Consider the following 22046-nt stretch of genomic DNA (forward strand, 5'->3'; position numbering starts at 1 on the left):
GCTGCACAAGTGCGCCAGACACAGGCACAATAGCGCTTATGCCCCGTCCGGCGCATCTGTATTCTGTGCGCTGTCACCCAAGCGAACCCGGTTGCGACCTGGCCTCCTGGCCGTTCATCTCCGAATCGGTCAGCGTCGCTCTGACATGCGGCAAACTCTGCGGATAATGTTGCTGAATAAACTCAATCATTTTCTCACGTACGTAACAGCGTAAATCCCAGGCCGTGGGAGAGTTCTGTGCGGTCATTAACAACCTGATGGTCATGGTTTTTTCGCTGGTATCGGTGACCTGGAGCACCTGCGTCTGCTGATCCCAAAGCCTCGTTTCACTGAGTACTTTTTCAAAATGCTGGCGGAGAGGTTCCAGCGGCATGGAATAATCCACGTAAAGAAAAACCGAGCCGAGTATTTGCGCGTTATTCCGCGTCCAGTTCTGAAAGGCATTTTCGGTAAAGTAGGTAATGGGCAGAACCAGTCGGCGCAGGTCCCAGATACGCACGACAACGTAGGTCAGATTGATCTCCTCAATCCAGCCCCACTCTTTTTCCACGACCACGGCATCGTCAATTTTTATCGGTTGCGTGAAGGCAATTTGGATTCCGGCAAACAGATTCACCAGCGACTTCTGCAGTGCAAAGCCAATGATGATTCCGGCTACGCCAGCACCCGCCAGAATCGTCGTGCCAAATTTACGCACACCCGGAAAGCTCAGCAGAATCATGGACAGACAGAATAACACCAGGATGACGATGGCGACCTTTTTGACATACATTAATTGCGTACGAATCTTGCGGGCGCGAAGGTTATTCGACAGATTAATGTCATAACGGATGAAGAGCATATCCTGCGCCACATTCGTCAACCGAATTAATACCGAGCAGACCGACAGGATAATAAAAATATTGGCGGTGGCGGTGATAAAATTCAGGGATTTTGGGGGGATATTAATATAATTCACCCCGATATTGATGAGCAGTAGGGGAATAAATAGAAACAGGGATCCACGTAGATGCTTTTCAAGCGATTTGAACAGTTTTCTGTCGCGATTTTGCCAGTAGCGAATAAACACAAAAAGAACAAATCGGGACAGAAAGCCCACAATTAACGAAAAGATAACCAGCAAAACCGCAGGCACCCAGGTTGGCACCCCTGAGAACTCATCAAAGATCAACGACATCATTTTCCCTTCTCAAGCAATCGACAGCCTTCGGCTGTATGAAAGGTCACTAAAATCAGTAACCGCTGTTTTCTCGGTTATCTGCGAACGACGTGATTACGTATAGTAGTCTATGAAAAATTTGACCCACTGCCTCTTTAATCGGATAAAAACCGCGTAAGGCGGCCATTTTTAGCGGCGTTGTGTTCATAACCGACTGAAAATAAGACTTATTTACTTTCGGGCAAGTAAGATATCGCCATCGGCTTCACTCAACCGACATGCTCTGCTGGTAGCGGGGGAAATACGCGAAAGCGCAGCAAGGCCTGGCTTCGGTGCAAAAGCATTGCCGAGCGAGACAGGCACGATTGCCGCACAACCGCCACGTCAAACACAAAGCCGCCACCTTGCAGAAGGCACGCACTCCTACCCGTCAGTTGAAAAAGGGGTTTTCCCCGGGGAAAGCACACCACCTGGTCGCCTGCGGTGGGCGACGGGCAGAACGATGTCGCTTTGGCGGGGCATATTACGTTGAGCAGGCCCACTTAGGGTGCAGCGGACCTGGCAGAGCAGTGTCGTTATCCCTTTAACGCAGACGAACCTGCTCAAGGTCAGCCAGTAAGCCGGGCCCCTGTGGCTTCCAGTCCAGCTCCCTGCGGGTGATTGCAGCCGAAGCAGACATGTCCTCTGCAACAAATTTGCTCAACGCGCCAAAGTGTGCTGATGCTTCACTCGCCTCAATGCGTACCACCGGCACATCAAGCACCTGTCCAATCGTTTCGGCAATGCTGCGCAGGGGAATACCTTCTTCTGCTACGGCATGATAGCGCCTGCCCGCCAGATTTTTTTCAAGGGCGAGGACATAAAGCCGTGAAGCATCACTGATATGTACTGCCGACCAGCGGTTCTGACCCTCGCCCACCCAGGCCGAGACGCCCTTTTGCCGGGCCGTTTCAATCAATGAGGTCACTAGCCCTTGTTTCAAGGGATTATGCACCTGAGAGAGCCGGATGACGGCAACATTGATCCCTTTTTCTAAGACCGCCATTGCGCCCCGTTCTGTCGCCTTACGCGGATTGCGGTGTTCAACGTTAACGTGGTTTTCAACTGCCAGGCTGCCAGGCCCTGCTGAGCCCAGCGCGACGGCGGACGTGACGATCAGCGGCCGCTGCGTTCCCGCCAGGGCTTCACCCAGCGCCTCAACCACCAGCCTGTCTTTTTCGCATTGGGCGACAAACGTGGAAAAATCATGATTAAACGCTGTGTGAATAACCCCGTCGCTTAGTGACGCGCCGCGCCGCAGGCATTGAAGGTCGTTAATGTCGCCCAAAAAGGGTTCGACACCCGCAGCAGCCAGCACTTCCGCGCCTTTTTGGCTGCGGGTCAGCCCTGCAACCTGGTAGCCGGAGGCAATAAGCTGAGCGGCAACCGCGGTGCCGATAAATCCCGTCGCGCCGGTAAGAAAAATTCGCATCCTGTCCGTCCTTACTGTGAATCAGCCATCATTTAACAACCCGATGCAGCTAATTTAGACGGGAGGCGTAATACATTCTATGCTGGAACGTCGCTGTTTTATGTCCGATCGTCCGGAGCAGACTATGGACCCGCTATCACAGTTGTTATCGCTACTCAAAACTGAAAGTTACGTTTCAGGCGGTGTTGTTCTCGATCCTGCGCAGGCAGTCCAATGGCCCGCTCATGACGGGGTCAAATGCTATGCCGTCGTGTTTGGATCCTGCTGGCTGTCCGTGGAGGGACTGGCAGAGCCCGTCAGGCTCACCGCTGGAGAGTGTTATCTTTTACCTCCCGGCCCCCCTTTCAGACTGGCAACAGACTTAACGCGAAAACCGGTCGATTTTCAGACCGTCCGGACTGAAATGATTTCCGATATCGCAAGCAAAACGCACGAAACGTCAGGTTGTTTTCTGGTAGGCGGGCATTTTTTACTGGCTGGCCGCGCTGCACGCCTGCTTTTGCATTCCTTATCACCCGTGGTGCATGTTCACAGAGACGCAGATAAAAAGGCGATGTATTGGGCACTTGAACGGATGGCTCAGGAAGTGCGCGCCCCTCAGCCGGGCAGCGAGCTTATCGTGCAGCAACTGGCTTTTATGCTGGTCATACAGGCCCTGCGATTGCACGCCGATGACAGCACAACTCCCCGCACTGGCTGGCTCTTTGCTCTCCGCGATAAAAAGCTGAGCGCGGCGATAGCCTGTATGCACGATGCCCCCGGACAGGGCTGGACAGTGGAAACGCTCGCCACGCAAGTGGGAATGTCACGTTCGGCGTTCGCACAACACTTTAGCCAAACCGTGGGTATGGCTCCTGCTGCCTATCTCACCCAGTGGCGAATGCTGTTAGCCTGCGACCGCTTACAACAGACTGATGACTCTGTACTGCATATTGCCACCTCGCTGGGATACGAGTCAGAAAGTGCATTCAGAAAAGCCTTTAAGCGCGTCATCGGCTGCACACCTGGAAAATTCCCCGCAGGGTAACAGGTTCAAGCCTGCCCTGGCAGACGGCAACAGACGGGAATGTTGGACATGATGCGAGACGATCGCCGCGGTTGGCGATCGTCTCGCGGTTATTTGGCCGGGCAGACAGACGCTTCAAGTTTGCCCCGCCGATCCCACCGGCAGGCAAGCAGCCACAGCAGCGCCGTCACAATCCAGCCGATGATCCACGAGATGTCGTTGCCGGCAAAGATCCAGGTCAGCGAACCATGATAAAGCGGGTTATCGATAAACGGCAGTTGCACCAGCACGCCCAGAAAGTAGACCGAAATACCGGCCCCGTTCCAGCGCCCATAGCGCCCGTCTGGCTGCGACAGCGCCGGGATATCTACTTTGCCATGGGTGATGAGATAAAAATCAGTCAGGCTTATCGCGCTCCAGGGCACAAAGAAAGCCAGCAGAAACAGCAGGAAGTGCGTAAAGGATTTCAGGAAAGCCGGTTCACTCAGCAGGGCAATAACGCAGGCCAGCGTCACCATTGAGGTGACAAACATAACGCGCCCCGCCCGACTGAGCGAGGTTTGCTGGCGAAAACCCGACACAATGGTCGTCAGAGACATAAAACTGCCATAGGCATTTAACGTGGTGAACGTAATTTTGCCAAAGCAGATGGCGAAATAGATCACCATCGCCATGGTGGCGCTGCTGCCCAGACTCACAATATAGCCAACCTCATTGCCTGAAAAGGCCTTACCGGCGATCGCGGCAACGATCACGCCCAGGGTCATTGATGCCTGGGTGCCGGTCATGCTGCCAAAGAACACCGAGCAGAACAGCTTCCTTGCGGAAACATCGGCGGGAAGATAGCGCGAATAGTCAGAGACATAGGGGCAAAACGCAATTTGCCAGGAGGAAGACAGCGAGATCGCCAGCAGAAAGTTAGCCAGCGTAAAATGGCGATTCTGCCATACCGCCGATAAATCGTGAGTGGAGAGCAGCGTGATGAATAAATAGGCAAAGGCCAGGACGCCGATCACGCTCGCCAGTTTCCCCAGTTGATGAATCACACGATAGCCCAGCACCGCAATCACCACAATAAGGGCGCTAAACACCACCATTCCGGTCGCGTTGCTGACGTGAATAAGCTTCGCCAGCGCCTGTCCCGCCAGCACCGTACCACTGGCAGAAAAGCCGACGTACATTATACAGACCAGCACCAGGGGAATGACCGCACCGAATACACCAAACTGCATGCGGCTGGTGATCATTTGCGGTAACCCCAGGCGCGGGCCCTGAATGGCATGTAACGACATGATGCCCGCCCCGATGATTTGGCCGACCAGCAGCCCAACCAGCGACCACACCACATCGCCGCCCAGAACCACAGCCAGCGCGCCCGTGACAATGGCGGTGATTTGCAGATTACCGCCAAACCAGAGGGTAAACTGGCTGAAAGGCTGCCCGTGACGTTCGCGCGGCGGGATGTAATCAATCGAACGGGTTTCTGACAGGCGCGGTTTCTCTGCGCCTGAATAATCTGCTGCAGGTGATTCAGCTGGCATAGTTTCCTCACTGGAACACAGCATACGCGGTGCGTTGAGACTTATTGTTGAACGGATGGATGCGCAAACGGTAGTACATGTATATACATGTAACGATACTGTCACGCGAGTTGAGAAGTTACAAGATGACGCGTCATTGGAAAATGTGATGGTGCAGGCAAGCCTGACAGGTGACCGCGCATCGCATGCTAGCATGTCGGGCGTGAAAACGAACAATTGCGCTGGCTCCTGCCCTCAACCCGTCAGATTGACGTATTGAAGGCAAAGCCGAGTACAGGCGAAACGCGCCACATGCCTTACCAGGTGTTAAATCCACAACAGCCAACACGGGAAAATTGCGATATGAATCTCCGTCTGGCTCCGTTCACAAACTGACAGGAGCCCTTATAAGGAGTCAGCCTAAACATAACGTTTGCCCGTTAGCCGCCCACCCAGCACACCCCTCTGCGTGACTGGCATGCGTAACAGCCCGATGCTCAAAGTCGCTGCCTGGCCTTGAGTTGATGATCCCTTCAATCAATGGCCTTTGGGCGATACTGTTCGTTAAGCGCCTGAGCAATTGCCTCTGTTTCCGCATCAGGTATGCCGTTATCAAGCGCCGGTCTGAAGTGCATTTGAAACGCCTGAATGGTTTTTATAGTCTCCTCGTCCAGCACACCCGTTTGTGGAATAGCATCATATCCATAGGTTTTAAGTAGCACCTGCATTTTATGAACATTCACAGGTGCGGTTGGCAGACGACCGTTGAGATATTTTTTTATTTTCTCTGCTTCCGGCCAGGCCCCGATCCCCTGAGCAGCCAGTTGTTTCCAGGGAAACAGCTTACCGGGGTCTTGTTTTCGCAGGGGGGCGATATCACTATGACCGACTACGTTATCAGGGGTAATATTATAACGCTGGATAATGCGCCTGGACAACGCGACAAGCGCCTTGATTTGTTTTTCATCGTAGGGATACCAGGTTTTATGTCCCAACATATTTTCTGAAAAACCACGATTAACAATCTCAATACCGACAGAAGAATCATTGAGATTGACACGCCCATTCCAGTTACTGACACCGGCGTGCCAGGCGCGCTTATCTTCATGGACCAGTTGATAGATGAGGGGTTTATCTGCTGTATTGTCAGGCGACTCAGGAATAAGGTAATGGGCGCTGACATTATTACCTGTAAGAAGTTTTAACGATGTCGCGTTATCAGCGGCCGTGTAATGAAAAACCAGGAAACGAATACGTTCGTTTTGGGCGAGTGAAGAATAATCATGGCTCAGCGTATAGTCTTGCCTGTTTGCTTTTGACGAAATGCTAGGGCTACAACCTGTAAGTGATAACAGTAAAAACAGGCTGGTAAGGATGCATCTTGCATTCTTTTTAATTCCCATATCAATTAAATCCTTTTGCAACATTTACTTTATCCTGATCGCTCTTTTATTCTGACGGAGGATAGAAAATTCAATCTCGCTCCTCTGATAAGAAAGCCTGTTTTCCAAAAACCACATAATGAATTCATTATCATTCTTCACGCCGACTTTTTTCATCACTCTCCGTTTATAATAACTGACTGTTTTCTCCGGCAGATTCATCCATTCGGCTATTTGCCTTACTGTCATCCCGGTCATAAAAAACCAGGTAACCGCCACTTCATTTTCAGTAAATGTCAGACAACGTTTTGCATTATCCATAAAAGTCACAACCCCTCCACTGGAGCAATAATTTTTTATCTCTCCACAAATAACCAAAAAAAATATTTAATTAACAATCAACCTCAAATCCCAACCTGTCATTCATCATCCCAACGCCATATAAAAATGCCACCTTCCCTAACCTGATGGCATTCAGTGAACGACTAGCCAAGATAATTCCGGATTGTACGTACCGGATTAACATGCCTCCCTCAACCCGGCATCATAATTTCTAAAAACGCCGCATTTAATTGATAGAAACCCTAAGCACGAAGCCACACAGAACTGATTTCCATTCTCAGAATATCGGATGTACTGTTTTTTATTAGTCTCTCGCTATTTTCATATTCAATAAAGCGTTCAGCTCAGAACATTGAGATAACAATTTTAGGACGTTACACAACCAGAAAGGGTATTATCTGCGCCTGTCTGTAACTCATCCCCGCCAGTTACAGAAAGGCGCAGAATCCTCCGGCAATATCTTTCCCCCCTACAGCGGCCAAAAGCCCCCTTTTCCTCGCAACGTTTTGCCAGCACCGCCTCCAACGCCATAAACCTTCCCTGCACCTGCCCACTTACATTGCGGAGAGGAAGGCATATCGCCGGCACAGTGCCGAGAGCGTTCGCCAAAATATTCAAACCACGTACACCCGTTGGTTATTAATTGGATGAATCCTCGTTTTGCACTAACCCTCCCTCTCCTCAAGACTAAAAGAGGGACGGTTGGCGATGAACCAGAGAATAAGTTCCTTATTGTTTTTCACACCTAATTTACGCATCACCCTGCGTTTGTGGTAACGAATTTTCAGCACATCCATGCCTGTCCGGCACGCAATCTGCTGTAATTTCATTCCGGTCATGTAAAACCCTATTACGGCAATTTCGTTTTTCGTTAAAAAAACATTTTCTCCATGTTTCCCGATAACCCTAAGCACATGTTATCTCCATAGTGAATCAGAAAAACTCAAAGGCGCGCCTGCAATAAACTACAGGGTGACTTTATTTGTTTTTAACTGATAATTATAATCACTGACGCTGGTGATGTTCAGATGCATACCCTTTGAAAGTGGATGAGAAGGTGTAGCGCACAACGTCTCCTGCGGAAGAACATAAGGCTTCGTAAAAGTGATTTTCGATCCGCCTTCATCTGTATTAACCAAAGGTGAGAAACGGAACACTTTAGCGCTGGGATTACTTATACAGAGATCGCCGCGGACTAACTGATATTGTACGCGCTGCCACATATCTTTTTGCTCGATATCTTTTCTGACGTTAACTACGACCGGCAGATCTTGCCCAATGAGAATTTTCACCTTTCCATCGCTGACCTCATCCTTAGGTGGTAATCCTGTAAATACGACGCGCGCGATATGCTCTTTTACATCCGGCGTATTGGTACGGTAAATTACCCGAATGCTCTGGATGTCGCCTGGACCTATTACAATAGCCTGAGGTTCAGTATACAGTGTGCCACCGGCAAGATTATCGTCTGGTAGACGCCGGATTTTGCTGTAAAGCAGCACACTTTTATCGCCATTATTCTTAATATCAATAGTCGACTCCTGCTTACCTGACTCGATCAACACCGCTGATGATGAAGGTAGAATTTCGGCACTGGCATCATGAATAAGACCTGTAAATATGAAAACACTCATAGAAACGTTACGAAGCATGGCAGTTGAAAATAACATTTTTAATACTCTCCTGTTGATTCAGACGACGAGATGAAAGTTTACATTGCATATTTAAATGCGTAGGTGACGACATACCTTCTGATTCCAGCTTTCCGATATCTTTTTCATCGATTAAAAGAATATCTTTGTCGATGAAACGGGCAATTAATTTTCCAGAACCGTCATAAAAAAGATCACTCTGATGAATGTCAGAAGGTTTGTGGCTCCATTTCAACAGCATTGAACGGTTATCCGCTATGCCAAATTTAAAGAACGGCACCGATCCGCGAACAGCTGAAAAATCTCTGACGTTGTTTTTAATGATTACACCTGATGGCAGACCTTCCGGGCTAACGCGAATAAAATCATTTCGTCCTTCAGCGACAGGCGTAATTATGGCTTTTCCATCATGATTGGTGACCGCACTACTTTGTAATGAGGCGACATCAAGATAATGATGGACGCCTGTGTCGACCACCGCCCAGGTATTGCCAATACGGTTTGGTGAGAAAATAACGCCTTCTTTACTAATGGCAACAGCACCGGATAAATATGCCGCGGTGGTCTGCGATACGCCTCCGGCATCTCGTCCCTGGGAGAGCGAGACATCCGCAGTGGTGTAAGGTGTAATGACGGCATTATCCAGCGAGTAGCTTTCTGAACGACCCGCGCCCGACGTACGCATCTGGCTGGCAGTCACGGTATAGTTTTTAGATACCGGCGCACTGAGCGAATTCGACAGGCGCGCTCTGTTACCGTACGTGTAATACTGACTTCGCCAGTTAGCGCTGTGTTTGTTGAAACTTAGTGGAAGGCTCAAGAAAAGATTGAGGCTGATCTTATCTTTTTGCGTTTGTCCGGGGCTTAATGACATGTAGGAGACACCTACGCCCAACGAAGCTTTTCCCACAGGTAAGTTCAGACTGCCTGACAATGAATTGAAACCAGGCGCATCGTAGAAACGATAATGTGTTAACGAGATACTTCCTGTCACGCCATAGGAAAACTGCTGCGTCTGCGTTAAACCAATGCTGCTCCGCTGTGCATTGTAATTCCCGAGTCGTGCCTGGCCAATATAGCTAAAATGCCGGCTGTTACGACTAAAATTAAGGCTGGTATTTTTATAGCTGCCTGAAACATCCAAACTCAGGCCCTTCTGGTTTTTCTCATTTTGTACGCTTGTCAGGCTGGAGCGAAAGCGAAAATCTTTTTCGAAAGCCGTATTGCTGACCGTAAGCCCGCGATAGCCTGACGCAGTGACCATAGCGACCGATGGGGCGAAGATTGAATTTAGCGTTCTGGAGAAACCGGCGCCGCTTACCGTGCTTCTGCTGCCGCTAACGGTACGTCCCGTAAAAGCATAATAGCCCGCGTTACCATCCTGGTCAGAGGTGATTTGCGCGCGTGAGATGATGCGCGAGTCAACGATCTGCCCGTCTCGCTTAACCAATACCCTGACGTCATCACTAAAGCCAGCTACCGGAATATTACGCAGTTCCGCATGGCCTTTCTGAATGATTTGTTTCCAGAGAAGCAAGTTATTTTGCCAGAACTCGACAGTCAGCGTTTCTGCAGCTTCATAATTAAAGTTCACAAATGCCGTCGCGTTGCCGTTGGCGGAGGAGATGATGGCACCATCAATATAGCCAGTGCCAAACCCACCATCGCTAACGATTGTTCGTCCTGCGCGGACGCGAACATTTTGATAGTCTCGCTCAATATAGCCATCACGTATCGTGTTAACCGCCGTACGTGCGTTACGGTTGCTAAAGGAACTGTAGTAACCATGTGAGCGAATAATCGTATTTTTCATATTAATTCCGGCTTCATAATCTGTATTGATACTGTTGAGGGAGGTTTCTCCTCCTGAAAAGCGATAGGCATAGGTATTGTAATTTATAAATGCCCCGTTCCCGCCACTCAACCTTTGCTTCCCCTCTGGATTAATCAGATATTTTACAGGGACTAATAACCGTAAGGTATTATTAGCCCGATCAAATTTAGCCTGAATCTGTTTATCCAGATAAAAATATTTACTGCCGTTTCTGGCTTTGTAGGGCGACCATGCTAACGCTTTTATTCCTGCTTTTGATTTTATGTCTTCCGAATAAACCGCTGCATTTTTAACCGAAAAAACCCTTCCTGATAAAATATATTTTCCATTGATGTAAATATCAGATTCCGTTTCTCGCTCTGGCATTACATGCTGATTAAGTGCATTATCAAGCTGCGCAGAAGTGATACCATTCGCAGCCATCAAATTAGAATCAAAATGTAGCGTTTCACTCCGCACTGGTGCTATAAAAATTAAAAAGAAAATAACAGTAACAACATAATATATTTTTTGCATGTCAAAATCAGGCACCTCATAGGGAGATGCCTGCTGTCGCTCTCAAAAAAATAAATTAGAAATAACGTACGTTAATCTGTGCAGTACCCTGCCAGTCAACCTGTTGTGCATTGGTTATCATATTTCCGGCGTTTAATTGCGGTTCGATGTCAAACACCCATGAAATAACTTTCCCTGAGGCTGGTGCACTAGTCGTTTCATCCCATGGTGTCCAGTCTTCCGTTTTCTTATAACTCCAATTGGCATTTAACACACGACCAAACGCAGTACCACTATGCGAACCACTATTCTGGTAACCGAAAGAGGTCGTATTGGTCACGCCGTCTACCGTTGATGAAACAGGGCTGATGGTAAAATTCCCCAATTTATTTCCCGTTACCGGATCCATCCCTAAACCAAAAATACGCGTACTATCTGCATGCCCACTTCTGTTATTGGTATTCACACCCACCATAGCACTGCTTTCATTGGGGTCGGTCGCCCAGAATGCCACTTTCTGCGCTGAGGGACAACTTACCTGTAATGTCACTTGTTTCGCTGCAAAGGTATTGACCGCGGTTTGATTAAGATCTTCGTGCTGAGTAATCCCCCAGTCAAGAGCCTCACCGCCTACAACATTTGCTGTACAGGCGTTCGGCGCAATGATGCCATGAACATTAATGTCGGTTCCCGCCATGGCTGAATGGCAAAATAATGCACTGGTGGTGAAACTCAACGCTAATACTGTTTTATTAAAAGACACGTTATTCTTCCTTATCTCTGTATAAAAAAATCGACACAAGCCGCTCAGGCTTAATGCGGTGAGAAATATAACGTTAAACATTGAAATCGCCATATGAATTAATCTCTTTTTTTATAAAATAATCTTTTGTTTTTTATTGTTAAAAATCAATAAGATAGAAACATACCCTATGCCACATTTAAAGCAATGTTTTTTTGATTGATTTATAAATAAATTCAGAAAAGAACATACACATCAACTCCCAATATTTACTTATCACTGCGTGAAAACCCGTCTTTTAAAGATTGCAATGGACACCTGCCGGATTAGCCTGCCCTTTCCAGTACCTTTTCATACTTTTTTCTGTGTCGAAGCGTCAGTACACACAACGCCATGCCGTCACATCTGATTGACGCTGTTTCATTGCCCTACTAATCACGTTTAAAATAGACAAACGTTCAGCCTGACGCTGTCGTTAGTCACTCAACCTGAATGCATTACTTAAGATGTTTCATTCCTGACCATTTTCATTCCTTTAGTTCATTACTGGTTTACATTGACTCACAGCCATATCTTTTAGTCAGATAGTCGTACCAGAAAAGCTTACCGTTTTATCCTACCTTCCCGTTAAATCAGCAATCTGTTTGAAAAAGAAAGTGCGGTGCAAACCGTGACGCTCTTAGAACATTGGGCCTCAGGCCTGGGTAGCGCACTTTTCGATACTTAACGTCAGGAGATCAGGAAACGACAGACATTCTGTCAGGTCGATGAGAGTGGTGTTTGTTACAGCGGGATATTGATTACATGATATCTACGATGCGTTGCTAAGCCATAATGTCGCAGGTATGGATAAATACAGAATGACACAGGTAAGTGAGGGCAGTTAAAAACATCATCAACGCCCCATTGAAATGCAATACCTTAACGTTAAACGAAGCAACGTAAGATTCTGTGATGCCCACCTTGAATTCTCGCGTGATTTACTTAAACAACGGCTGATGCGTGATCTCAGGCTGCAGTGACGATGAGTATCATTGAGGTAGAGGTTCTTTGAAAATGGAGGGTGTATTCGTTCCGCTCAGTCTGCAATCTGGGCTTAATCTGGTTGGTTTAACAACCCTGCACATTATTTTCTTGCAGATTTTATCCTCGCCCAACCCCCCTGGTCGCATGATGTCTGTCTGCGCGACCTGAGGATTGCGCGCATGCAGCTACGCCTACCTCTGATGTGGATAGCGCTGACGGCTTATTAAAGTATGTATGTGCGTTTTTCATATGAGTGTGTATGCTGACAACAACGTCTGTTTTGAATGATGCAGTGAACGGCAGCAAGCGCGTAAACCAATGAGAGTTCAAATGAATCTGACACCTGCCGTTGACCAGAACGCCTGACTGACAGGGCAAATGAGAATGTATATAATTACTATTAGAGAAATTTTTGAGAAGTTAATTGCGCGTTTTAACATCGTTATCTGCTGTCTTTCGCGTGCGACAGCGGGCTACATAAGAAGCCTAAACCCGCTTCAGGTTCCCTCTAAAAACATTACTATTTTTTATTAAATTAAATTTAAAATTATAAACAATAAAATCAATTACTTACAACTTAAATCATGTATTTTATATTCCACTTAAATTAAAAAAGCCAAAGGCATGCAAATAAAACTCTTTTATTTAATTTGATTTGGAAATTATTCAGCACTATGCTGATGTCGATTCAGATAACAAATTTTTATCTATTAATTCCTTTCAATAGATGGGTATTCATGTCCATTTCTTTTGGTACAGATGGAGAGCACTTTGAGCCGAAAGATTACACTTAATCACTTTCTGGTTTTTGAACCCGAGAAAAAAAGAATTACTGGCAGAGGCAATCCGGCGATCATTAGTGCTTCAGCATCACTATGCTTCGAGTTGCTCATTGAAAATGTCGGTGAGTTAGTCACTCATCAACAGTTTTTTGACTATGCATGGCGTCGTTTTGGCATGGAGCCGACCTCTACGTCCCTCTATCAGAATATATCCAGCCTCAGGCGCGCACTGAGTAAAGCCGGACTGCAGGAAGACATCATTCGAACGATGCCCCGGCGTGGTTTTATTCTGTCACCACAAACCGTGGTGATGAAAGAAAATACCGTTACAGCCTCTTCAGCAACTGTCTTGAGTGAGAAAAATTATGAACCTCTTTCGTCAGAAGAAAACACAGAATCGCACGAGGGAGCATCTCCAGCCGTGTTACAGCACGCAGATGTCGAGGATGATAAAGATGATAAGACGGTTTTACCCTCAACACGTCAACGTGATCACTCGCCATGGCTACCCACAACAGAAATGTTGTTAGCACGACTCTCTTTTAAAAATGTGTTTTTTACCGCCATCACTTTCGTTTCTTTTTGCTGTATTTTTATTTTTATCAAAGTCGAACCGCAATCGGCAGAGCCCGTTTTCGCTCACAGCATGGACTATAAAGGCTGCGTGATTTTTAATAACTCAGACGCCTGGCTCAATAGCGCTGAGTTAAAAAAACGCGTAGATGATTTGGATATCAATTGTAAAGACAGTCAATATATCTATATGACATCTTTTAAAAATGCTGACAGACTCTCTTACTTTCAATGCCAGCACCCCTTGCACGCTACAATTCGAGCAAACTGTCTCTCTCATTATTATGTTAAGAATTTCAATGATGAATAAAATTCTGGTTCTGACAGGGCTATGCTTTATCGCTCTTTTATTGTATCCATTTAGTGGAAACCGGGAACACCGTATATCATGTAAAGCGGATATTTCTTATCAGTGGCAAGATAGCACGCTAAATTTATTCATTTCTCAAAACATCCAGAATGGCAAAGGTATACTGGCTCTCTCTGGTACGCTTCATGAAAAAAATAAAGCCGATGGTTATTTAAGTAAAACCATATCTTTCTCCTATCGAGAACAGGGCTATTATTATCACCTTAACTCAGATTTGGTCATCAACTCGCCACAAATGACCATGAGCGTTCAGGATCAAAGAAAATGGTTACCTGATTTCTTTATTGAAAAAGGGAAGCCTCTGCTGCTGAAAATCAGGCCTTACGGTGATAAAGCCTGGCTTTTTTACTCTGAGACTACGCCACTTTTCGTCTGTGAAAGAAGTAGTTAGCTTTTTTAACGATTTTTCACCCTTGTCCACTGCACGACGCTGAGATCTCAATGTTGATAATCTTGACGTCGTGCAGTGCATTTTTTACGACGAAATCAGTTTACTTCTGGCAGAAACAACTCTGTTTCGCCCCTCATGCTTTGCCTGGTACAACCATTGGTCAACGGAAAGCAATGTTTCCTCAATATCGTTGTTATGGTGAGCTAAACTCTCCACGCCAGCTGATATTGTCATTTTTCCTATTTCGCTAAATTGCGCACATGCGATATGTTCACGGATACGATTTGCAATAGATTCAGCCTCTGAGATTTGTGTATTCGGAAAGAAAACAACAAATTCTTCGCCACCAAACCGACAAACAATATCGTTAGTGCGGCAGCCTTTTTTTAAAAACATCGCGACGGCCACTAACGTTTTATCACCGATATCATGCCCATAGTGATCATTAATGCGCTTAAAGTAATCGATATCGAAAGAGGCAAGACTATGTTCGTTTTTAGCAGAGAGGTAAGGCGCGGTAAGTTGCTCAAATCCACGTCGGTTATACAGTTTGGTCAGATGATCGGTTATTGCATCATCTCGTAATATGGCCAACGTTTTATTAATTGTGTTCGAATAAGCCAAAAAAGATTTTTTCAGCCTGTCAGATTCTTTATACCACGTTTTTATATCCTTTATTTTGGGAGGCAAATCCTTCGTTGTAGTAGACCGGGTCAGGCCAGCGAGTCTTTCGAGCGGTTTGGAAATCTGCGTGGAAACAAAGATGCTCACACCGACCAATAGCAATGCTATCACCAGTCCATAAACCAACACATCTTTAGCGATAAGCGTGAGTGTCGTGCTGACCACGTCAGGCGAAACGCATACGAATACGTGCCAGTTGGTTTTGATAACGTCTGAATAGCCTAACAGGCAGTCGCGTTGTTCTAACGTTGTCTTTAATCCACCGCTGCTGGCCTGATTCAGCCGCGTCGTCAGGCTGGTAGTCAAAGGATTGTTTTTTCCTGTAAGCATCTCATCAGGTGAATAAATGACTTCTCCAGTATCTGAAACAATGCTGATCGTTGTTTTATCAGTGTAAAAATGATGGCTCATGAGGCGGCTTAAAATACTTTTTCTTTTCAGGTAGATAGATCCTGCAATATAACCCAGATACGCCCCCGAAGAGGAATAGATCGGGTTCGACAAAAAAATGAGATAGTTACCTGTGGAAGGTGTAAAGGGTTCTGATACGAACGCCCCCTTTTTTACCGCCATCAACTGCTCAGGGGCAACATTCAAAGACGTACCAACAGGCAGTAAACCTGGTGGAGAGGATGCCGCAACGTAACCGTCTGGCGTTAGCATCACGACTGAACTGAACATATCCGATTGCAGTCTTAATCTGTCAGCTTCTTGCTGTAGTGCCTGTTTGTCTTCAAAACGTTTAATCTGAGTGGCACTGTATGCAAGCTCTTTTTGTGCCGTTCTGAATGTACTGTCGGTCATATCAGCAAGCTTACGGGCATAGGCGGTGTTAGATTCAATAATTCTTTTTTCAGTCAGAACCTTAAGAACAACGCCCACCACCAATATCAGCATGAGTGCAGTAATGACTATGCAACCAACAGAATGCAGGCACAGAAGCCCTTTTAACGAGGGTTTATAGGTTTTATTCATTCCCACAGCAGGTCTCTGTTATTTGCCATCATTATTTCAAAGATATTAGCACTGCCTGGAAAAAACAAAGCGTTTCACGGCTAAACGTCACCCTCTTACTCTCACTAATCAGCGACATCGCGCTGATAAAGGCGTAAATCCAGCGCTTGCCAGACTGGCAATCCGGTGACGCAGTTATACCGCTGGCACCCTCTTCTCCATCATTAACCTTATTCTGCCGTGAAAAAAGAGGCGGGCCGTCGTTAACGTCTTCTGAAACAGGCCAAATACGTACAGGACAGGCATTCATTGCAAATGCGTTATGACCTGCTAGCAATAATAAACCGACATAACGCAGAGGGAATGGACATGCTTTATCCGTGATTGAGAAAGCATGCAGGCTGGCATGATGTGATACAACGCATGCACCCACACGATGAATAATCCCTGTTCAGGCAATGCTTATTCACTCACGCTCTCTCACCTACCATTACCGATTATGGGTTGCGCCACCTGCTACTCAAAAAAGCGGCGCATCAGCGCCGCCCTTAGCTTATTGAATCAGCCGTTTCACCGGCGCGTTCCGTTGACGATCCCAAATTACCGTCAGCAGGCGCTGTAACGCGATAAACGCAAACAGCAAAATGCCAATAGCAATCTTGGTCCACCAGGAACTGAGCGTGCCGTCAAAGTTGATCCAGGTTTGAATAAGCCCCTGAATTAACACGCCGAACAAGGTGCCCAGCACCGTGCCTACGCCACCCGAGAGTAAGGTTCCGCCAATCACTACAGAGGCAATCGCATCCAGTTCCACGCCCAATCCAGCCAGGGCATAGCCCGCCGAGGTATAGATGGAAAACACAATGCCGGCCAGCGTCGCCAGGGTAGTCGACAGCATGTAGATCTTAATGGTGGTGGCGCGGGTTGAAACGCCCATGAGTTGCGCGGAGGTCAGGCTGCCGCCAATCGCATAAACCTGATTACCAAAGCGAGTGCGGTGCGCCAGAATGATCCCGCCCGCCACCACCACCAGCATGATCAACGCCAGCAAACTGAGCCGCCCGCCCCCCGGAACCTTCCATGCCATGCTGGACAGCGTGGCGTAAAGAGGATGATCGATCGGAATAGAATTCTCAGAGACCAGGTAACTGCAGCCGCGCAGAAAAAACATGCCCGCCAGGGTGATAATAAATGCGGGAATTTTCAGCGCATCAATCAGCCAGCCCATCATGGCACCAAACATCGCTCCCATACTCAGGATGAGGGCAAACGCCAGGACGGGGTTGAGGTGATAGTCACCGATAACCTTTGCCAAAAATACACCCGAAAACGCAATGACGGCCCCCACCGAAAGATCGATGCCGCCCGATAAAATCACAAAGGTCATACCGACAGCGATAATGCCGAGGAAGGCGTTATCCGTCAAAATGTTACAGATCACCCGCGTGGAAGCAAAGCCGGGAAACTGGCTCAGGCAAAACAGATAGCCCATGACGAACACCAGTAGGGTGATCATCAGAGGCAGATGACGTTTAATCATGATGGACGTCTCCGTTTAAACATCGCAATAAAGCGCGGGGATTGCAGAAGCAGAACGCACATGACCACTATCGCCTTCACCACCTGATTCAACTCTGGCGGAAAGCCAGAGAGTAGAATACCGGTGTTCATCGACTGAATAATCAGCGCACCTATCAATGACAGCACGATGTTAAACCGGCCGCCCATTAGGGACGCTCCGCCGATGACCACGGCGAGAATCGCATCCAGTTCCAGCCACAATCCGGCATTGTTAGCATCTGCGCCACGAATATCCGCCGCCACAATCAGGCCGGCTACCGCCGCGCAAAGGCCGCTGATGGCATAGGTGGACATCACCACCAGCCAGCCATTCACGCCTACATTGCGCGCGGCGCGCAGGTTAATGCCCACGGCTTCGATAAACAGCCCCAGGGCGGTTTTACGCGCCAGTAGCCAGACCAGCAACGCAACCGCCACCGTTATCCAGACCGGCACCGGTAACAACCACAGCGCCCCATTCCCAAACCAGCCAAGGCTGTCATTATTAAAGGTTACGATTTGCCCCTGAGTAATAAGCTGAGCAATACCGCGTCCGGCGACCATTAAAATCAGCGTGGCAACAAACGGCTGGATACGGAGTAAGGCCACCAGAATGCCGTTCCATATGCCGCAGGCCAGACCGCTGGCCAGCGTCACCATAATGATAAAGGGTACACCGTGCCCGGCGACGGTCAGCGTAGCGGCGGTGGCGCCGGCAATCGCCATCACGGCGCCGACTGACAGGTCGATCCCGCCGGTGGCGATGACCAGCGTCATGCCGATGGCCAGTAAAGCAACGGGCGCGGCGCGGTTGATAATGTCGATCGGACTGCCAAACAGCCGTCCGTCCTGAAGATGAATCGCAAAAAAGTTATTCGCGACCAGGCTGTCAACTAACAGCACCAGCAACAGGGCAATAATCTGCGGCATGCCGGGCGGCAGCCTGAACTTGCGACGTTGAGGTTTGGTCGCGGTGACCGGGGATTCAAGCATGCTGCGTACCTCCGTCAGCAATAGCGTTAACGATTGCCGCCACTGAAAGCTGCTCCAGTGGAATTTCAGCCACCTGTTTCAGATCACGCATGATCAATACACGATCGGCGTAGCCGACCAGCTCTTCCAGCTCTGAAGAGATAACCAGCAGCGCCAGACCATCAGCACACAGCGACTCGATGAGGCGGATAATTTCCGCATGAGCGCCCACATCAATGCCGCGCGTCGGTTCATCCAGGATCAGGAACTGCGGTTTTGTCACCAGCCAGCGTGACAGCAGAACCTTTTGCTGATTGCCGCCCGATAACAGCTCAACGGGCTGCTCTGCATGCGGCGTGCGAATACCCAGACTTTTAATAAAACGTTCGGCAATCGCCTGCTGTTCCCGTTTTTTAATCGGCCGTAACCAGCCGCGCTGCGCCTGCAGGGCCAGAATAATGTTTTCCCGCACCGAGGCCGCACCAATGATACCGTCGGTTTTGCGGTCTTCCGGACAGAACCCCATGCCCAGGCGTGAAGCCTGAGCAGGCGTGCGAATGTGTTCAACTTTGCCTTTGATCTTTGCCGTACCGCGATCGGCGCGACGAATACCAAATAACACTTCGGCCGTTTCAGTGCGTCCGGACCCCAGCAGTCCGGCCAGCCCCACCACTTCGCCGGGCCTGACCTGCAGGCTGAAAGGCTCGATCGTGCCTTTCTTGCCGTAATCTTCAAAAGACACCACAGGCTGATTACTGCGTAGCGTGCTGCCCTGACGCTGCAGCGCGGTCGCCATCAGCTCACGGCCAATCATCAGTTTCACCAGATCAATCTGCGGCAGCGTTGCCGTGTCATGCGTGGCGATGAATTTACCATTGCGCAGTACGGTGATGCGGTCGGTGATGCGATAAACCTGATCCAGAAAATGCGTGACGAAAATCAGGCTCATGCCGCGATTTTTCAGCTGCGTCATGAGGGTAAACAGCATTTCAACCTCGCTGGCATCCAGGCTGGCAGTAGGTTCATCCAGAATCAGGACCTGCGCAGAAAGATCGACAGCCCGGCAGATGGCAATGATCTGCTGCATGGCGACTGAATAGTGGCCAAGGGGCCGGGTGACATCAAGGGCAAAACCGTAATTACGCATCAGGGCATCGGCATCGCGAACCATGCGCTTACGATCGATCATGCCAAAACGACGCGGTTCACGCCCGATATACAGGTTATCTGCCACCGACATGTTGGGCAGCAGGTTAACTTCCTGATAAACCGTACCGATACCGATATCCTGGGCTCCGGCGGTGCTGTGCGGCGAAATCGCCTGGCCGTTTAGCGTTACGGTGCCGCTGTCCCGGGTGTAAACGCCGGTCAGGACTTTTATGAGTGTGGATTTTCCGGCGCCGTTTTCACCTAACAGCGCCATGATCTCGCCTTTACGCAGGCTGAAAGACACATCGTCCAGCGCTTTGACGCCCGGGAAGCCTTTACTGACGCCGCTGATGGCTAAAAGAGGTTGTTCGTTGTGTGTGGTCATGCTGTCAACTCCGCCCTACATCATGGAAAACCGCCCCGAAGGGCGGCCTGCGGCTTAGTAACCCATGTTCTTTTTCTTATCTAACTCGGCCTGCGCGTCGGCAGGTAAAAAGAGTTTTGATTGCGTTCTGATAATTTTTGGCGGCAGCGTGCCGTCTTTTTTGAATTTTTCCAGCGCGTCAAACGCCGGGCCTGCCATGTTTGGCGTTAATTCCACGTTTGCGTTGGCTTCGCCTGCCAGCATGGCTTTATAGATATCAGGTACACCGTCAATCGAACCAGTCAGGATGTCTTTACCCGGTTTCAGGCCGGCCTCTTTGATGGCCTGAATGGCACCGATGGCCATGTCATCGTTATGGGCGTAAACCATGCAAATGTTTTTGCCGTTATTCTCTGCTTTGATAAAGCTTTCCATGACTTCTTTACCTTTACTGCGGGTGAAGTCGCCAGACTGAGAACGGATGATTTTGATATTAGGATGACCGCTAATCGCTTCGGCAAAGCCTTTTTTGCGGTCGATGGCGACGCTGGCGCCTACCGTGCCTTGAAGTTCAACGACGTTACACTTCTTGTCGCCCACCGTTTTCACCAGCCAGTCACCGATAAGCTTACCTTCCAGCACGTTATCTGCCGTTACGACAGCCTGGTACAACGAGTTGTCTTTCACCACAATGGCGCGATCCAGCAGGTAAACCGGGATTTTCGCGTCTTTAGCTTCTTCTAATACCGGCTCCCAGCCCGTCTGAACCACTGGTGCGATAAAGATGGCATCAACGCCCTGCGCAATAAATGAACGCACGGCCTTGATTTGGTTCTCTTGTTTTTGTTGTCCATCGGCAATCTTCAGATTGATGCCGCGTTTTTTGGCTTCGCTTTTTGCCACATTGGTTTCAGCCGAGCGCCAGCCGGATTCCGAACCTACCTGTGAGAATCCCACTGTCATTTCCGCCGCTAACACTGAGCCACTTAATGCGGCGCTGACCAGCGTGGTCAGGAGTAAACGTTTCCACATAGTTTTTATTCCTCTGAAGGGCGTTCGCTGTATAGGGTAAAGTGCCCATTAAGACTGACGTAAAAAAAAGTAAATTAGGGCGACACGCTTCACAAAATCGAGCGATTTAAAGGAGTTACGCGTTTCATGAGGGGGCATTTCATCAGGGGTTATGGACAAAACGCCTGTGTGTTTTTTCAACTTATGATAAATAAATGTAATAAACAGAATCGTTTAAGTGTAGGCCAGTTGAAAACGATTACAGGGAGGCGTACAGAATGAGTTACGGCAATTATTCGGCGACAAAAAGTGCATTTTGTGATTTCCAGCACATCCCTACACGGCCCTGTATATCGAATGAAACGATTCCGCTATAAGCCTTTGTTGAGGGTTTACTGACGTTCTCTTCATCTGACGCGGGAAACGGGAATTAATGGCAGTCGATTCGTACATATAAACAAATAAAAAGTTACCTGGTCTGATCAACCCAAACAACATGCGCCCTGTACAGCACCTGACCTGATAACGGCGGCGACGTTTACTGTGCACGAAAATGATGAAAAGGGTTGTTTAGCGATCAATCTCTCGTGATTGTCCGATTTTTGCT

At 48.3% G+C, this 22046-nt stretch carries 18 protein-coding genes; 3 read left to right on the forward strand and 15 right to left on the reverse strand.

What is annotated here, in order from left to right:
• Positions 1 to 73: 73 nt before the first annotated feature.
• Both NXS97_RS03390 and NXS97_RS03395 read right to left on the reverse strand, forming a co-directional pair.
• Positions 74 to 1177 (reverse strand): mechanosensitive ion channel family protein, encoded by a 1104-nt coding sequence (locus NXS97_RS03390; protein WP_015700371.1) that lies wholly within the window; start codon positions 1175 to 1177, stop codon positions 74 to 76.
• A gap of 565 nt (positions 1178 to 1742) precedes the next feature.
• On the reverse strand, positions 1743 to 2630 hold the full coding sequence (locus NXS97_RS03395) for an SDR family oxidoreductase (RefSeq protein WP_015700372.1): 888 nt from the start codon (positions 2628 to 2630) through the stop codon (positions 1743 to 1745).
• Between the two features lie 79 nt (positions 2631 to 2709).
• Here NXS97_RS03395 and NXS97_RS03400 point away from each other — a divergent pair, with 79 nt between their 5' ends.
• On the forward strand, positions 2710 to 3657 hold the full coding sequence (locus NXS97_RS03400; RefSeq protein WP_014593634.1) for an AraC family transcriptional regulator: 948 nt from the start codon (positions 2710 to 2712) through the stop codon (positions 3655 to 3657).
• Positions 3658 to 3746: 89 nt separating this feature from the next.
• On the opposite strand, the gene NXS97_RS03405 is transcribed toward NXS97_RS03400, so the two are convergent.
• The 7 genes from NXS97_RS03405 to NXS97_RS03435 form a co-directional block, all read right to left on the reverse strand.
• Positions 3747 to 5177, reverse strand: a complete 1431-nt coding sequence (locus tag NXS97_RS03405; protein WP_015700374.1) for a cytosine permease — start codon at positions 5175 to 5177, stop codon at positions 3747 to 3749.
• Between the two features lie 512 nt (positions 5178 to 5689).
• Positions 5690 to 6583: an N-acetylmuramoyl-L-alanine amidase gene (locus NXS97_RS03410; protein WP_015700375.1), complete on the reverse strand. Its 894-nt coding sequence runs from the start codon at positions 6581 to 6583 to the stop codon at positions 5690 to 5692.
• Positions 6584 to 6859, reverse strand: a complete 276-nt coding sequence (locus tag NXS97_RS03415) for a LuxR C-terminal-related transcriptional regulator (RefSeq protein ID WP_019105273.1) — start codon at positions 6857 to 6859, stop codon at positions 6584 to 6586.
• A 686-nt stretch (positions 6860 to 7545) separates the two neighbouring features.
• Positions 7546 to 7794, reverse strand: coding sequence for a LuxR C-terminal-related transcriptional regulator (locus NXS97_RS03420; RefSeq protein ID WP_019105274.1), 249 nt, complete (start codon positions 7792 to 7794; stop codon positions 7546 to 7548).
• Positions 7795 to 7845: 51 nt separating this feature from the next.
• Positions 7846 to 8550, reverse strand: a complete 705-nt coding sequence (locus NXS97_RS03425; RefSeq protein ID WP_015700376.1) for a fimbria/pilus periplasmic chaperone — start codon at positions 8548 to 8550, stop codon at positions 7846 to 7848.
• A complete protein-coding gene (locus NXS97_RS03430) occupies positions 8522 to 10882 on the reverse strand; it encodes a fimbrial biogenesis outer membrane usher protein (RefSeq protein WP_019105275.1) in 2361 nt (786 codons plus the stop codon). The genes NXS97_RS03425 and NXS97_RS03430 overlap by 29 nt, the downstream gene beginning before the upstream one ends.
• A 55-nt stretch (positions 10883 to 10937) precedes the next feature.
• On the reverse strand, positions 10938 to 11717 hold the full coding sequence (locus NXS97_RS03435; protein ID WP_015700378.1) for a DUF1120 domain-containing protein: 780 nt from the start codon (positions 11715 to 11717) through the stop codon (positions 10938 to 10940).
• A gap of 1671 nt (positions 11718 to 13388) precedes the next feature.
• Here NXS97_RS03435 and NXS97_RS03440 point away from each other — a divergent pair.
• Together NXS97_RS03440 and NXS97_RS03445 are read left to right on the forward strand one after the other, a co-directional pair.
• Entirely contained in the window at positions 13389 to 14294 is a 906-nt protein-coding gene (locus tag NXS97_RS03440; RefSeq protein ID WP_014593630.1) for a winged helix-turn-helix domain-containing protein, read from the forward strand.
• Positions 14287 to 14745 carry a hypothetical protein gene (locus NXS97_RS03445; protein WP_019105277.1) on the forward strand — a complete coding sequence of 153 codons (459 nt, stop codon included), beginning with the start codon at positions 14287 to 14289 and terminating at the stop codon, positions 14743 to 14745. The genes NXS97_RS03440 and NXS97_RS03445 overlap by 8 nt, the downstream gene beginning before the upstream one ends.
• Positions 14746 to 14829: 84 nt before the next feature.
• On the opposite strand, the gene NXS97_RS03450 is transcribed toward NXS97_RS03445, so the two are convergent.
• From NXS97_RS03450 to ytfQ, 6 genes are all read right to left on the reverse strand, one after another.
• Entirely contained in the window at positions 14830 to 16410 is a 1581-nt protein-coding gene (locus NXS97_RS03450; protein WP_116219712.1) for a sensor domain-containing diguanylate cyclase, read from the reverse strand.
• A gap of 25 nt (positions 16411 to 16435) precedes the next feature.
• Positions 16436 to 16816, reverse strand: a complete 381-nt coding sequence (locus NXS97_RS03455) for a hypothetical protein (protein ID WP_024471565.1) — start codon at positions 16814 to 16816, stop codon at positions 16436 to 16438.
• Between the two features lie 120 nt (positions 16817 to 16936).
• A complete protein-coding gene (yjfF, locus tag NXS97_RS03460; protein ID WP_014593627.1) occupies positions 16937 to 17923 on the reverse strand; it encodes a galactofuranose ABC transporter, permease protein YjfF in 987 nt (328 codons plus the stop codon).
• Complete coding sequence (ytfT, locus tag NXS97_RS03465; protein ID WP_259231702.1) at positions 17920 to 18936, reverse strand: galactofuranose ABC transporter, ATP-binding protein YtfT; 1017 nt, start codon at positions 18934 to 18936, stop codon at positions 17920 to 17922. Before ytfT ends, yjfF begins: the two co-directional genes overlap by 4 nt.
• Positions 18929 to 20449 carry a sugar ABC transporter ATP-binding protein gene (locus NXS97_RS03470; RefSeq protein WP_259231703.1) on the reverse strand — a complete coding sequence of 507 codons (1521 nt, stop codon included), beginning with the start codon at positions 20447 to 20449 and terminating at the stop codon, positions 18929 to 18931. Before NXS97_RS03470 ends, ytfT begins: the two co-directional genes overlap by 8 nt.
• Before the next feature lie 54 nt (positions 20450 to 20503).
• Positions 20504 to 21460 (reverse strand): galactofuranose ABC transporter, galactofuranose-binding protein YtfQ, encoded by a 957-nt coding sequence (gene ytfQ / locus NXS97_RS03475; protein ID WP_013025666.1) that lies wholly within the window; start codon positions 21458 to 21460, stop codon positions 20504 to 20506.
• Between the last annotated feature and the right edge of the window lie 586 nt (positions 21461 to 22046).

It is taken from the genome of Pantoea sp. B623, assembly GCF_024814475.1.
Classification (GTDB): Bacteria; Pseudomonadota; Gammaproteobacteria; order Enterobacterales; family Enterobacteriaceae; genus Pantoea; species Pantoea ananatis.

Excerpts from the sequence above, each read along its gene's own strand:
- yjfF (WP_014593627.1), bottom strand. The coding sequence starts at position 17,923 with ATGATTAAACGTCATCTGCCTCTGATGATCACCCTACTGGTGTTCGTC.
- NXS97_RS03445 (WP_019105277.1), top strand. The coding sequence starts at position 14,287 with ATGAATAAAATTCTGGTTCTGACAGGGCTATGCTTTATCGCTCTTTTA.
- NXS97_RS03425 (WP_015700376.1), bottom strand. The coding sequence starts at position 8,550 with ATGTTATTTTCAACTGCCATGCTTCGTAACGTTTCTATGAGTGTTTTC.
- NXS97_RS03400 (WP_014593634.1), top strand. The coding sequence starts at position 2,710 with ATGCTGGAACGTCGCTGTTTTATGTCCGATCGTCCGGAGCAGACTATG.
- NXS97_RS03395 (WP_015700372.1), bottom strand. The coding sequence starts at position 2,630 with ATGCGAATTTTTCTTACCGGCGCGACGGGATTTATCGGCACCGCGGTT.
- NXS97_RS03440 (WP_014593630.1), top strand. The coding sequence starts at position 13,389 with ATGGAGAGCACTTTGAGCCGAAAGATTACACTTAATCACTTTCTGGTT.
- NXS97_RS03405 (WP_015700374.1), bottom strand. The coding sequence starts at position 5,177 with ATGCCAGCTGAATCACCTGCAGCAGATTATTCAGGCGCAGAGAAACCG.
- ytfT (WP_259231702.1), bottom strand. The coding sequence starts at position 18,936 with ATGCTTGAATCCCCGGTCACCGCGACCAAACCTCAACGTCGCAAGTTC.
- NXS97_RS03430 (WP_019105275.1), bottom strand. The coding sequence starts at position 10,882 with ATGCAAAAAATATATTATGTTGTTACTGTTATTTTCTTTTTAATTTTT.
- ytfQ (WP_013025666.1), bottom strand. The coding sequence starts at position 21,460 with ATGTGGAAACGTTTACTCCTGACCACGCTGGTCAGCGCCGCATTAAGT.
- NXS97_RS03470 (WP_259231703.1), bottom strand. The coding sequence starts at position 20,449 with ATGACCACACACAACGAACAACCTCTTTTAGCCATCAGCGGCGTCAGT.
- NXS97_RS03415 (WP_019105273.1), bottom strand. The coding sequence starts at position 6,859 with ATGGATAATGCAAAACGTTGTCTGACATTTACTGAAAATGAAGTGGCG.
- NXS97_RS03435 (WP_015700378.1), bottom strand. The coding sequence starts at position 11,717 with ATGGCGATTTCAATGTTTAACGTTATATTTCTCACCGCATTAAGCCTG.
- NXS97_RS03390 (WP_015700371.1), bottom strand. The coding sequence starts at position 1,177 with ATGTCGTTGATCTTTGATGAGTTCTCAGGGGTGCCAACCTGGGTGCCT.
- NXS97_RS03410 (WP_015700375.1), bottom strand. The coding sequence starts at position 6,583 with ATGTTGCAAAAGGATTTAATTGATATGGGAATTAAAAAGAATGCAAGA.